Origin of the sequence: Microbacterium sp. UBA837 (assembly GCF_002296025.1) — a bacterium.
GTDB lineage: Bacteria > Actinomycetota > Actinomycetes > Actinomycetales > Microbacteriaceae > Microbacterium.
The window spans coordinates 1-12,567 of sequence record NZ_DBHD01000094.1; the positions used below are offsets into that span (position 1 = coordinate 1).

The following is a 12,567-nucleotide window of genomic DNA, read 5'->3' on the forward strand; positions in this document are numbered from 1 at the left end:
ATCCGTCGGTTCCTCGGAATGGCTTTCGCGCTGCTCGTGCTCTCCATCCGCCGGGGCACCAAGCTCGCTGTCGCGATGGAGGCCCGCGGCTTCGGTGCACCCGGCCCGCGCACGTGGGCGCGCGAGTCCCGGTTCGGACTGGCTGAGTGGTTGCTGGTACTCCTCGGTGCGGCAATCGCCGCGGTCGCCGTCACCGCCGCCGTCCTCACCGGCTCGTGGAACTTCATCCTCGGTCCGTCCTGAACCGGCAGTCACCTCGGGGGTAGCCTGGGGCGCGACACGAAGGAGAGTCGGATGAAGGTCAGTGGTGCTGCAGCTCTCGTCACCGGCGGAGCGAGCGGTCTGGGGTTGGCGACGGCGGAGCGGCTCGCCGCTGCCGGGGCGCTGGTCACGATCATCGACCTGCCCGGCTCGCCCGGCGCAGACGTCGCGGCACGCCTCGGCGGCACCTTTGCTCCGGCGGATGTCACGGATTCCGAGGCCGTGCGCGACGCGGTCGCGGTCGCTGCGGCATCCGGCCCGCTTCGGGTCGTCGTGAACTGTGCAGGCATCGCGCCCCCGGCCAAGGTGCTCGATCGGGATGGAGAGCCCTCGTCGATCGCCGCGTTCGAGCGGATCGTCCGCATCAACCTGGTCGGGACGTACACGGTGCTCGCGCATGCCGCGGCAGTGATCGCCCGAACAGAACCGGATGCCGAGTCCGGCGACCGGGGCGTGATCATCAACACCGCCAGTGTCGCTGCCTTCGACGGCCAGATCGGCCAGCCGGGGTACGCCGCCAGCAAGGGCGGGGTGCACGCCATGACGCTGCCGATCGCGCGGGAGCTTGCCCGGCACGCGATCCGCGTCGTCACGATCGCTCCCGGGATCATGGAGACTCCGATGCTCGCCGCCCTGCCGCAGGCGGCGCAGGATTCGCTCGGTCAGCAGGTGCCGTACCCGGCGCGTCTGGGGCGGCCGCAGGAGTACGCGGCGCTCGCGATGAGCATCGTCGAGAACGGTTATCTCAACGGGGAGACGATCCGGCTCGACGGAGCTATCCGGATGGCGCCGCGCTAATCGAGTCAGCACGCCCGGCGTCGCGTCGTTCGCGGCGGCGGGAATAGGCAGCCGCGCTGCGGCTTGAGAGCGCCAGCAGGATCAAGACATCGAGACCGACAGCCAGGAGCGACGTTCGCAGGGTGATCTCCTGCTCCCGCAGGAACCACGTCGTGAACGCCGTCGATATCGAGACGACCGCGAAGACCATGACGACCAGACGAGCCCAGTTGCGTCCCCACCACAGCGAGAGCAGCACGCTCACCTGAACCGCGAGGCTCACGCCCATCAGGGCGATCACGATCCAGAGCGCGAATTGTTCTTCCTCCGCCGTGAGTACATCGCCGCCGACGGCCAGGTCGGCGCTGTCCATCACGTCGGGCCACTCCGCCCACAGGCCAATGATCAACAGGATGCCGGCGAGCACCCGCAACAACAGAAGGAGTGTCCCCGTCGTGATCGTCGCAGGGCGGCGCATGCCGGGGTCCCGGGTGAGCGGGGCGAACAGCGTCGTCGGCGGTTCGAAAGCCACGCGTTTACGCGGCAGGTTCTGTGGAGCCTCCGTCGCGGTCACTGCCGCTACCGTCGCGACCTCCTGGACGCCAGAGGCCGAGAGGGAGGCATCGGTCATATCGGTTGCGGCGTCGGTAGTGGCGGCCTCGGCTACCGCCACCGGCCGCAGGTCCAGGATCGGCAGGTCTCCGTCGGTGCGGATCGAGTCACCGCCGCCGTTACGAGCGTGGTAGCTCGTCGAGAAGTCCTCGATCACCTCGACACGGATGCCGGGGTCTGCCGCAAGCAGCGAACTGACGATGTGCTCGCGTTCGACATCCGTGTCGGCATCGATGCGGTGTGTGACCTGGAGCGTGAACAGCGACAAGCCGACGGAGCTGTCGAAGGTTCCCGCCGCGAGCCATTCGACTCGGCGGCCGCCGGGGAGTGGCCAGTCGTCGGGGCACCGCCAGAACCTGACGTGGTGACGCTGCGCGGGGTTGCCGTCGACCTCCTGCTGGTAGGCGAAGTCCTGCATCCGGCCGAAGAGGAACAGCGGACTGACGGGGGCTTGGTGATAGCTGCGACGGGTGAGCGTTGAGGTGACGATCCGGACGGATGACCGCAGCGTGACCGGATCGGCGAGGGTCCAGCCGGCCCGCTCCATCGCCTCGTGCAGCGCAGCCTCTTCACCCATGAAGGCAAGGTTGACCGGATCGCCGAGCAGGCCGTCGCTCGTTCGGGTGCGTCCGATGAAGTAGCCCGGCACGTAGATCGTCGTGAGGATGCGGTGGATGCGTGGCAGCACCAGGTACGCAAGCAGGGCCCAGAACGCGATAGCGACGAGCACGCCCCACCACCCGACGCGGAACGATTCGGTCAAGCTCAGGTAGGCGAGCCAGAGCGCCGATACCCCGGCGAACACGAAGAAGAACCAGTCGAGCGCTACCCCAATGGAGTAGCTGCGCCGCCGTTCTCCGCTCACGCCGCAACCCTACCGCCGGTGCGCTCGGGAAGGGTCTCGTGGTTGCCGCCGGCATCGACCACCGATGGGACGCAGTGCCACGGATCGTGAAACGCGGGCTCGCGCGCGATGGTGGCCAGAGTAGAGTGACGGGAGGTTTCGAAGGGGAACGCCGTCTGGCCGCACCCTCACTGCTGAAGGAGGCCGAGATGAGCGATTCCATCCTGGTCGAGGTCGAGGACGGCCTCGCGCACGTCACCTTGAACCGTCCCGCGCGCCTGAACGCCGTGGACTTCGAGATGGGTCGCCGCTGGCGAGATGTGGCGGTCGAACTCACCGGCGATCCCACCGTGACGGCGATTTTGCTGGATGCCGCGGGTCCGGCGTTCTGCGCCGGCGGCGACGTGGTGGCGATGTCGGAGGCTGACCCCGGCGACGGGAGCGCCGGTGACGCCGTCACGGCGATGGCGAGAGTCATCCACGAGGGGATCCTCACGCTGGTGTGCTCATCGACCCCGATCGTGGCGTCCGTGCAGGGCGCTGTCGCCGGCGGCGGTCTCGGGCTCATGCTGTGCGCCGACTACATCGTCGCCTCTGAAGCGGCCCGCTTCGTGAGCAAGTACGCCAACATCGGGCTCACCCCCGACCTTGGTGTCTCGACACTGCTCCCCGCCGCAATCGGCCAGCGCCGTGCACTGACGATGCTGCTGCAGGATCGGAGCCTCACTGCCGCCGAAGCTCTCGAGTGGGGTCTGGTGAACGAGGTTGTTCCGGCCGATCAGGTTGCTGCGCGCGCACGGGAGGTTGCTGATTTCTGGCAGTCGGGTGCTGTTGTGGCCTTCGGTGAAGCGAAGCGACTCGTGCGCTCAGGCGCGGGCCGCGCGTTCGCCCAGAACCTCGAAGACGAGGCGCAGACGATCGGGGAACGATTCGGCACCCACGACGCTCGGACGCGAATCGCCGCGTTCGCTGCGGCATCCCGAACCCCGAAGAACGACACCGCCACCACATCCGCCACCCGAAAGGACCACGCGTGACCGAAAAGAAGCTTGCCGGAAAGACCGTTCTGCTCTCCGGTGGCAGCCGCGGGATCGGGCTCGCCATCGCACTGCGGTGCGCAGCCGACGGCGCGAACATTGCCATCCTGGCGAAGACCGACACGCCGCATCCGAAGCTCGAGGGCACCGTTCACACCGCGGCCGAGGCGATCGAGGCGGCGGGCGGGAGTGCGCTGCCGATCGTGGGTGACGTGCGCAACGATGACGATGTCACCGCGGCAGTGCTGAAGACCCAGGGCGAGTTCGGGGGAATCGACGTCGTGATCAACAACGCGAGCGTGATCGACCTGTCGGGCTCGCTCGATCTTTCCGCCAAGAAGTACGACCTGATGCAGGGCGTGAATGTGCGCGGCACGTTCATGCTCTCGCGAGCGGCTGTCCCGATCCTGCGCGAGGCAGAGAACCCGCACATCCTGTCGCTGTCGCCGCCCCTGAACCTCTCGCCGCGGTGGCTTGGCGGGCACACCGGCTACACGCTCGCAAAGTACGGGATGACGATGGCGACCCTCGGTATCGGCGCCGAGTTCGCGAAGGATGGCATCGCGGCCAACACGCTCTGGCCCCGGACCACGATCGCGACAGCGGCCGTGCAGTTCGCGCTCGGCGGCGACCAGATGATGAAGGTCAGTCGCACCCCCGAGATCTACGCGTATGCCGCGTACGAGGTGGTCACGAAACCCTCGCGGGACTACACCGGCCAGACACTGATCGTCGAAGACGTGCTCGAGGCTGCGGGTGTCACTGACTTCTCACGCTACGCGGCCGTTCCTGGCACCCCGGACGATCAGCTGTTCCCCGACATCTTCCTCGACTGACGCGCGGTTCGGGGCCTCGCCGCAACTGATCAGTCGAGTGTCTTGCGCAGGAACACCTGCTCGATGCCGGCATCTCCCGGCACGCGCTCGCTTTCGACGTAGCCTTCGCGTTCGTACAGGCGCAGATTCGCCTCGGACAGCGACCCGGTGAACAGTTCGGCTGTCGTGGCGCCGGCATCCTTCCCCCGCTGCTCGACTGCTGCGAGCAGCGCCGTGCCGATTCCCCCGCCCTGCTGATCGGGGGCGATCGCGAGCCGCCCGATGAGCAGCAGCTCGCCGTCCTGCTGTGCGCGGACGGCTCCGACGATCCGGGGTCCGCGCAGCGCGACGCAGCCGAGGTTCTCGACCAGTTCGGCGGATATCTCCTCCAGTGTCTGTGTCAACGGGGGCATGTGCGGGGTGCCGTAGATGATCGCCTCCTGCACGAAGGCGGCGCGCTGCAACGTCAGCACCTCGCCGGCGTCGTCGGGAGTGATCGGGCGGATCTCGAGATCGTCGTGGGGCACGACCTCACGGTACTGGGCAGTAGCCTGCGTGGGCAGGGCTTGACAGCGCCGACTAGGCTTCGCAGCGCCGACAGGGCTTCGCCGGTCGAGCAGGGTCGCGCGGCATCCGCTCGCTTACCCTGGAGTCATGGCTCGCGCGCTCCCTCCCACGTCCTCCGGCGCGCCTCAGGTGCGCCCTGCCACCGAAGGATGGCAACAGAAGAAGGATGCCGAGGGCCGGCCACTCTTGCAGTTCGCGAGCCCCAAGCGCGGCAAGCCTCCCGTGCACCTGGCCGATCTGACTCCCGAACAGCGCGTCGAGAAGGCCAAGGAACTCGGTCTTCCGGGCTTTCGCGCCGGTCAGCTTGAGCGCCATTACCTGACCCGCTGGACGAGCGATCCGGCAGAGATGACCGACCTGCCGGCATCCGGTCGCGAGGAACTTGTCGCGGGGCTGCTGCCGCCGCTGCTGACCGAGGTGCGCCGGCTCGACACCGACAAGGGCGACACGATCAAGTTCCTCTGGAAGCTGCACGACGGCGCGCTCGTCGAGTCGGTTCTCATGCGGTACCCGGGTCGGATCACCCTGTGCGTATCAAGCCAGGCCGGATGCGGAATGAACTGCCCGTTCTGCGCGACCGGCCAGGCGGGGCTCACCCGGAACATGTCGGCTGCCGAAATCGTCGACCAGGTGGTGCGCGCCAATCAAGCGATCGCCCGAGGTGAGCTCGGCGGCAAGCGCAGCACCGATCAGTCCCTGGAGCGGGTGTCGAACATCGTCTTCATGGGGATGGGGGAGCCGCTTGCCAACTACGCCCGTGTCATGCAGGCGGTTCGGGTGATGACCGACAAGAAGCACGGCATGGGCATGAGCGCTCGTGGCATCACGGTGTCGACAGTGGGACTTGTGCCCGCGATCACCAAACTTGCCGCCGAAGACATCCCGGTCACCTTCGCCCTGTCTCTGCACGCTCCCGACGACGAACTGCGCGACGAACTCATCCCCGTGAACTCGCGCTGGAAGGTCGATGAGGCGCTGGATGCCGCCCGCGGCTACTTCGAGCGGACGGGCCGTCGCGTCTCGATCGAGTACGCCCTCATCAAAGACATGAACGACCACCCGTGGCGGGCCGACCTGCTGGCGCAGAAGCTCAACGCGCGCGGGCGCGGTTGGGTGCACGTCAACCCGATTCCGCTCAATCCGACGCCAGGTTCCATCTGGACGGCATCCGAACCGCACGTGCAGAACGAGTTCGTGCGGCGCCTGAACGCCGCGGGCATCCCGACGACACTGCGGGACACGCGCGGCAAAGAGATCGACGGCGCGTGCGGGCAACTGGTCGCTACCGAGGACGACGAGGCCGCGGCGTCAGCCTCGTGACCGTCTCGTAAGTCCCGTCAGGATGCCGGTCTGAAGGCGTCCACGGCCGCAGCGCGCGGGAGCGGCAGCGTCCGCGAGTCGACATCGAAGACGCGCACGCGGCGGCCGGGGGCAAACGGCTCCCATCCCGGGTCGCCGTCGCGGATCATCCGCACCCACGCGCCGTGCATTTCATCCGCGAGGCGCTGCGGCGGCGCATCCCCGGCCATCCGGACGCTGTCGGGGTTCTCGAGCCCATCGAAGACGAAACCGAGTTCGAGGGCGTGCCCGGCCCCGAGGCCGTCCACCGGGCTCCGCCAGGCGAACTCGTAGACGAAGGTCGGCGCCGTCCGTCGATCCGCCACCTGCGTCATCGGCGCTCGCAGCATCGAGTCAGTGAGCGCCTGCCCGAGCCGCTCCCCGGTGCCGGCATCCGGGAACGCGGCCCGGTAGGCGCGCACCGCGGCACGCGGGATTCTCAGGGCAAGATGGCCGAGGCTGGCCTGCCACGGCGAGATCTTCGCGAGCGCGTCAGGCGTGAACCAGAGCCGGTACTCGTCGGTGTTGGTGCCGATGAGGATAGGGGCTGAGGCCGTGGGGAGTGCCTGGCGAGGGGATTCGGGGAGGCTCTCGGGGTCGCGGGCCAGCAGGAACCCGGGTGCGCCCCGCAGCGGCGAGCTGCCGGCAGCCTGGGCCGTTCGTGCCTCCAGCAGCTCGGCCGGCGACAGCGCGGCAAACGCCTCGCGCGTCGCCGGCACGCCGAGCCGTTTGGCGAGCGCGCGGGTGACCCGGCCCGCCCGCTTCGGGTCGACGGCATCCAGGGGCCCTGACTCGATGATTGCGCCGGCGATGAGGGGCGCGGTGTCGGGTCGGGAGAGGAGGGCGGCAACCAGCGCCCCGCCGGCAGACTCTCCCATGACCGTGATGCGCGAGGGGTCTCCACCGAACGCCGCGATCTCAGCGTGTGTCCAGCGAAGGGCCGCAGCGACGTCTTCGAGGCCGAGATTGCGCGGGGCATCCTCGAGCACCGAGAAACCCTCGGACCCGAGGCGGTAGTTCGCCGAGACGAACACGACGCCGCCCCGGGCAAAACTCGTTCCGTTGTAGCCGGCGATCGAACTCCCGCCGCGTTCGAACGCGCCGCCGTGGATCCAGAGCACGACAGGCAGTAACCCGGATGCGGGCTCCGTCGCGCTCGCCGGGGCCCAGACGTTGACGGTCAGGATGTCTTCGTTGGTGCCGTCGCTTGTCAGGCTCGGCAGGAGTTCTCCGATCCTGCCGCGGTAGGGCGTTTGCGGTGCCGAGGGACCGAACTGCGTCGCATCGCGCACCCCGGTCCAGGCGTCCGGCGCTGCGGGCAGCCGGAACCGCCGCGGACCGAAGGGAGGGTCGGCGTACGGGATGCCGAGGAAGCGACGGATGCCGTCCGTCACGCTCCCGCGGAGTGTTCCGGTGCTGATGGTCGTTTCGATTGCTTCGGTGCCCACGCCCTCAGGGTAGGCCGTCTCATCACGGGCCGGCCCCGCTGTCGCGGCGCGGCGATAGCGTGGAGCAATGGTCAACTATCGCTATCTCGGCAACAGCGGCTTCAAAGTCACAGAGATCACCTACGGCAACTGGATCACCCACGGCTCGCAGGTCGAGAACGACGCAGCCATCGCGACAGTTCACCGAGCACTGGACCTCGGCATCACGAGCTTCGACACCGCCGACGTGTACGCGAACACTGTCGCCGAGCAGGTTCTCGGCGAGGCGCTGAAGGGTCAGCGCCGCGAGTCGCTGGAGATCTTCACCAAGGTCTACTGGCCCGTCGGCCCGCACGGCGCCAACGATGTGGGCCTTTCCCGCAAGCACATCATGGACGGCATCAACGGCTCGCTGCAGCGACTCGGAACCGACTACGTCGACCTCTACCAGGCGCACCGGTACGACTACGAAACCCCGCTGGAAGAGACGATGCAGGCCTTCGCCGACATCGTCCGGCAGGGCAAGGCGCTCTACATCGGCGTGAGCGAGTGGACGGCCGAGCAGCTGCGCGCCGGGCACGCGCTGGCCAAGGATCTCGGCATCCAGCTCGTTTCGAACCAGCCCCAGTACTCGGCGCTGTGGCGCGTCATCGAGGGGAAGGTCGTTCCGACCTCCGAGGAGCTCGGAATCTCGCAGATCGTCTGGTCGCCGATGGCGCAGGGCGTGCTCAGCGGCAAGTACCTGCCCGGTCAGCCGGCTCCCGCCGGTTCGCGGGCCACCGACGAGAAGAGCGGTGCCGGGTTCATCAAGCGGTTCATGACGGATGACGTGCTCAGCGCAGTGCAGAAGCTGCATCCGGTAGCCGAGCAGGCGGGTCTGACCCTGCCGCAGCTCGCGATCGCGTGGGTGCTTCAGAACCCCAACGTGTCGGCGGCTCTCGTCGGCGCCTCGCGTCCCGAGCAGCTCGATGACACCGTGAAGGCGTCAGGCGTGACGCTGGATGCCGACACGATGGCGGCGATCGACGCCGCTCTCGGCTCGGTGGCCGAGACCGATCCGGCACTCACCGAAGAGTCCTCGCCACCGTCCCGCCCATAAGGGCGCGACGTCTGGCACCGTCCCGCCCGTGAGGGCGCGACGTCTGGCACCGTCCCGCCCATAAGGGCGCCACGGCTCAGGGGAAGGCGAGAACCTCGTCTCCCCAGCCGGTGCGCAACTCGTGATCGAGGTCGGGGACCACACGGTCCGCGGCCTCGATCACGAGCGTTGCGCGGGTATCGACATCGAATGCCGGCCACTCCACGGCGCCGTCGGCGTTCGGGGCCTCCCCCGTGGCGAACGCCGTCCATCGTTGCTGCATTCTCGCCGAGATCCGTTCGGCCTCATGGCGGCCGCCGAGTCGGAAGCTGATGTCGTGCGCGCGGCGGCCGAACGTGCCCCATACGTAGGGGAGCTCGGTCGCGTGCGTTGCGCCGATGCGCAGCAGGTGCAGCATCGGCGTCGCGTGGTCAAAGCGGTAGAGCCAGACCGGCGCGACGCGGGAATGGCCCTCGACGGCCCAGAGCGTCGGCATCCGGAATCCGATGTCACGGGCGATTCCCAGCCCGACCGCGTGGTGACGAACGCCCTCGTACGCTGAGAGCACCTGCGCCATCGACGGCAGGTCGATACCGGGGCGTTCGGTGCCGAGTTCGGCGAGCATCTGCTCGATCTGCTCCTCGCGGATGGGCATGAGCGGTGACTTCATCATCCGGAAGAGGGATGCCTCGTCCTTGTTTGTGCCGATCAACAGCGGTACCGGCAGACCACGCCCCTCGGCAAGGACTGTCGCCGGCGCCTCGGGCAGCAGGTCGCCGTCGATGACGGGACCGAATGCGATGGTTCCTGGATGCTGCGCCGGGACTTCGGCGAACACCGTCATCCCGGCTTCGACGATCTGCTCGACCGGCAGTGTTCGCAGATCTGCCGGGGCGGGATTACCGACCGCCGCCAAGAACAGGTCGGTGACGGTCTCGGCCCGGGCCGCGTCGTAGACGCTCGAGACCGGCGAGGATTCGGCGATCGCGCGCGAGAAGAGCCCCGCAGCGCTCGGGACGGCGAGCAGCGTCGTCACGAGGCCCGCGCCCGCGGACTCGCCGAAGACGGTCACGCGCTCGGGGTCGCCCCCGAACGCTGCGATGTTCCGCTGCACCCAGCGCAACGCCAGCATGACGTCCTTCAGGGCGAGGTTTCCGTCGAAGGGATGCTCCGGGGTGGACTTGCTCGACAGATCGAGGAATCCGAGCGCGCCGATGCGGTAGTTGATCGTCACTACGACCACGCCGTGGCCCGCGAGGGCTTCGCCGTCATAGACCGGCTGGCTGCTGGAGCCGAACGTGTAAGCCCCGCCGTGCAGCCACACCATGACCGGAGCCGGAGCATCAACATCCGCCCCGCTCCAGACGTTCAGGAAGAGGCAGTCCTCGTCGAAGATCGGGTCCGGCCCGAGGTCCATGGCCGGATTCGCCTTCTGCGGTGCGGCGGGCCCGAAGCTTGTCACCTCGACCGTCACGCCGGCATCCAGCGGCTCGGCCGGAACAGGGTCGCGCCAGCGGGCGTCGCCGGTCGGGGCCTGGGCATAGCGGATGCCGCGCCAGACGCGGATGCCGCCTGCAAGCTCCTCTCCGGCGAAGCGCCCGGCGGGTGCGGCTGCAACAGGGGTCTCGTCCATGGGGGCCTTCCGGGTCTGGTGAGAGGGCGGCGTCGCGAGACAGCGTAGACGGTGGCGCTATGCGGCCGGGTTTCGGTGCAGTTCGTGCGCCCGGATCATGCTGCTGACACAATCGGGACATGCCGATCTGGCTTGCTGTCCTTCTGCTCACTGCCGCCTTCGCTGCGCTGTCCGCATGGGTCAGCAGGCGACTCCTCGACGCCCAGATCGGATGGGTTCGCGCTCTCGTGACCTCCGCCGTGGTGTTCCTTGGCTCACTTCCGCTGACAGCGTGGGTGTTCGAGCAGGCCGACGTCATCGACGGTGATCGCGTCGTCGTCGAAAGCCCGATCGTGGTGGCCTTCGTCGCCCTCGTACTCGGCTGGATCTTCGCCGTCGTCGTCGTCATCCTCGTCACCCTGGAGTTCCTCTGGCCCAGTCGCCCGCTCGGAAATCCGGTGACGATCGTCCGGGAGGCGTTCCGTCGGCGCGATCGCGCCCGCCGATACGCGCAGATCGTTGCCATCGCCTCCCGGCACGGCCTGGGAATGTACCGCGGCCGATCGGATGCCGCGCGAGACGCGTTGCCCCAGGCGCTGGTGGCGGCCCTGGCCGAGGCCGGCGTCACCTTCGTCAAACTCGGCCAGGTGCTCTCGACGCGCGAGGACGTGCTGCCGCGAGACCTCATCGAAGCGCTCTCGACGCTGCAAATGGACTCGACCCCGATTCCCTGGCCGGAGGCCGAAGCGGCGATCCGTGCCGAACTCAGGCGGCCGATCACCGAGGTGTTCGCAGAGATCGAGTCGGAGCCGATGGCTGCGGCATCCGTCGCCCAGGTGCACGCCGCGACGCTGGTGTCGGGCGAGCGCGTCGTCGTGAAGATCCAGCGGCCCTCCGCACGCGCCCAAGTCACCACCGATCTCGACATCCTCGAGCGCCTCGCGCGTGATGCCGAACGTCGCACTGCGTGGGCAGCCGACTATGGTGCCGTCGCCCTTGTCGCCGAGTTCTCGCGCGCACTCACCGAGGAGCTCGACTATCGCATCGAGGTGGCCAACGCCGAGATGCTGCGGGGCGCCATCGCGAAGACGCACGCGATGCCGTTGCGGGTTCCCCGGGTCTTTCCGGATCTGTGCACCCAGCGAATGATCGTGCAAGAGCGCATCGAGGGAGTGCCCTTCGGCAAGCTCCCCGAGGGAGTGGTGGAGCCGGGCGCAGCCCGCGCGCTCGCCGACGGGGTCCTGGATGCCGTGTTCGAGCAGATCGCCGTGCGCGGGGTCTTCCACGCCGACCTGCATCCGGGAAACCTGATCCTCTGCGATGACGGAGAGGTAGCCCTGATCGATTTCGGCGCCGTGGGCATACTGGAGGCCAGTATGCGGCGCCTTCTCGTGCCGCTGCTGACAGCGATCGCCGCCGACGATGATCAGGCCGCCACCGATATCGTGCTGCTGCTGTGCGAACCCGACCCGGCGGGCGCCGATCAGGCAGCGCTGCAGCGTGATGTCGGAGCGATCATCACGCGGGTTCGCAACGCCCCCGCGGGCGAGGATGTCTTCCGGCTTCTGCTCGACACCCTCCGCCACCACCGACTGGCGATGCCCCCGTCTCTGCTGCTGGTATTCCGGACTCTCGGCTCGCTCGAGGGGAGCCTCCGCCGTGTCTATCCGGGCTACGACATGGTCGGTCAGGCGCTTACGCGGGCACCGCACTTCGCCCGCAGCATGCTGTCGCTGCGTGCCGCAGCGCTGTCGGCGCAGACGCAGCTCGTGCTCGCTCTGGAGCAGGTGCGCCGCGTGCCGCGGCGCCTGGAGAACATTTCGCGCTCTCTCGAACAGGGCACCTTCTCGGTGCGCCTTCGCTCGTTCGAGGGTGCGGGTGAGCGGCGATGGATCGAGGGAATGCTCGGCCAGGTGACGAGCACGCTCGTCGGTGTGACTCTGCTGGCCACGGGCATCGCCCTGGCGATTTCCTCGGGCGGACCGCAACTGACCGAGGACGTTCCCCTGTTCCCGTTCCTTGGCAGTGTCGTCGGCCTAGGCGGTCTGCTGCTGCTCGTGCGGAGCCTTCGCGCGGCGCTGCGGCGCCGAGACGGCGCCGGCTGATGCCGGTAACGAGCGCCGGCTTGCTGGTGTATCGCCTCGCTGTCTCCGCGTCGGGTGGCTCGAGCGCCCTCGAGGTACTCATCGCCCACATGGG

10 protein-coding genes and 1 pseudogene are annotated in these 12,567 nt (G+C 68.3%); 7 read left to right on the forward strand and 4 right to left on the reverse strand.

The window, feature by feature from the left end:
* Positions 1–243: pseudogene (locus B3587_RS07000) on the forward strand (energy-coupling factor transporter transmembrane protein EcfT); the annotation flags it as partial.
* Positions 244–294: 51 nt separating this feature from the next.
* Positions 295–1,059, forward strand: coding sequence for an SDR family NAD(P)-dependent oxidoreductase (locus tag B3587_RS07005; protein ID WP_292727459.1), 765 nt, complete (start codon positions 295–297; stop codon positions 1,057–1,059).
* On the opposite strand, the gene B3587_RS07010 is transcribed toward B3587_RS07005, so the two are convergent.
* Positions 1,037–2,515, reverse strand: coding sequence for an LssY C-terminal domain-containing protein (locus B3587_RS07010; protein WP_292727461.1), 1,479 nt, complete (start codon positions 2,513–2,515; stop codon positions 1,037–1,039). The two genes, B3587_RS07005 and B3587_RS07010, sit on opposite strands and share 23 nt — an antisense overlap.
* Before the next feature lie 188 nt (positions 2,516–2,703).
* On the opposite strand from B3587_RS07010, the gene B3587_RS07015 reads away from it, so the two are divergent.
* Positions 2,704–3,531 (forward strand): enoyl-CoA hydratase/isomerase family protein, encoded by an 828-nt coding sequence (locus B3587_RS07015; protein ID WP_292727463.1) that lies wholly within the window; start codon positions 2,704–2,706, stop codon positions 3,529–3,531.
* A complete protein-coding gene (locus tag B3587_RS07020; protein ID WP_292727465.1) occupies positions 3,528–4,367 on the forward strand; it encodes an SDR family oxidoreductase in 840 nt (279 codons plus the stop codon). Before B3587_RS07015 ends, B3587_RS07020 begins: the two co-directional genes overlap by 4 nt.
* A 29-nt stretch (positions 4,368–4,396) precedes the next feature.
* On the opposite strand, the gene B3587_RS07025 is transcribed toward B3587_RS07020, so the two are convergent.
* On the reverse strand, positions 4,397–4,873 hold the full coding sequence (locus B3587_RS07025; protein WP_228178355.1) for a GNAT family N-acetyltransferase: 477 nt from the start codon (positions 4,871–4,873) through the stop codon (positions 4,397–4,399).
* 127 nt (positions 4,874–5,000) lie between these two features.
* On the opposite strand from B3587_RS07025, the gene rlmN reads away from it, so the two are divergent.
* The gene (gene rlmN, locus B3587_RS07030) at positions 5,001–6,233 is read left to right on the forward strand and encodes a 23S rRNA (adenine(2503)-C(2))-methyltransferase RlmN (RefSeq protein ID WP_228178356.1); all 1,233 of its coding nucleotides are present in this window, start codon (positions 5,001–5,003) and stop codon (positions 6,231–6,233) included.
* A 17-nt stretch (positions 6,234–6,250) separates the two neighbouring features.
* Here rlmN and B3587_RS07035 read toward each other — a convergent pair whose 3' ends face one another.
* The gene (locus B3587_RS07035) at positions 6,251–7,699 is read right to left on the reverse strand and encodes a carboxylesterase/lipase family protein (RefSeq protein ID WP_292727468.1); all 1,449 of its coding nucleotides are present in this window, start codon (positions 7,697–7,699) and stop codon (positions 6,251–6,253) included.
* A gap of 67 nt (positions 7,700–7,766) precedes the next feature.
* Between B3587_RS07035 and B3587_RS07040 the strand changes: the two genes are divergently transcribed.
* The gene (locus B3587_RS07040) at positions 7,767–8,777 is read left to right on the forward strand and encodes an aldo/keto reductase family protein (protein ID WP_292727470.1); all 1,011 of its coding nucleotides are present in this window, start codon (positions 7,767–7,769) and stop codon (positions 8,775–8,777) included.
* Between the two features lie 76 nt (positions 8,778–8,853).
* Here the strand turns inward: B3587_RS07040 and B3587_RS07045 are convergent, their stop codons facing one another.
* Complete coding sequence (locus B3587_RS07045) at positions 8,854–10,389, reverse strand: carboxylesterase/lipase family protein (RefSeq protein ID WP_228178359.1); 1,536 nt, start codon at positions 10,387–10,389, stop codon at positions 8,854–8,856.
* 119 nt (positions 10,390–10,508) lie between these two features.
* On the opposite strand from B3587_RS07045, the gene B3587_RS07050 reads away from it, so the two are divergent.
* The gene (locus B3587_RS07050) at positions 10,509–12,473 is read left to right on the forward strand and encodes an ABC1 kinase family protein (RefSeq protein ID WP_292727472.1); all 1,965 of its coding nucleotides are present in this window, start codon (positions 10,509–10,511) and stop codon (positions 12,471–12,473) included.
* Positions 12,474–12,567 lie beyond the last annotated feature (94 nt).

Coding starts and splice junctions, on each gene's coding strand:
- B3587_RS07005 (WP_292727459.1), top strand. CDS start 295: ATGAAGGTCAGTGGTGCTGCAGCTCTCGTCACCGGCGGAGCGAGCGGT.
- B3587_RS07015 (WP_292727463.1), top strand. CDS start 2,704: ATGAGCGATTCCATCCTGGTCGAGGTCGAGGACGGCCTCGCGCACGTC.
- rlmN (WP_228178356.1), top strand. CDS start 5,001: ATGGCTCGCGCGCTCCCTCCCACGTCCTCCGGCGCGCCTCAGGTGCGC.
- B3587_RS07040 (WP_292727470.1), top strand. CDS start 7,767: ATGGTCAACTATCGCTATCTCGGCAACAGCGGCTTCAAAGTCACAGAG.
- B3587_RS07045 (WP_228178359.1), bottom strand. CDS start 10,389: ATGGACGAGACCCCTGTTGCAGCCGCACCCGCCGGGCGCTTCGCCGGA.
- B3587_RS07050 (WP_292727472.1), top strand. CDS start 10,509: ATGCCGATCTGGCTTGCTGTCCTTCTGCTCACTGCCGCCTTCGCTGCG.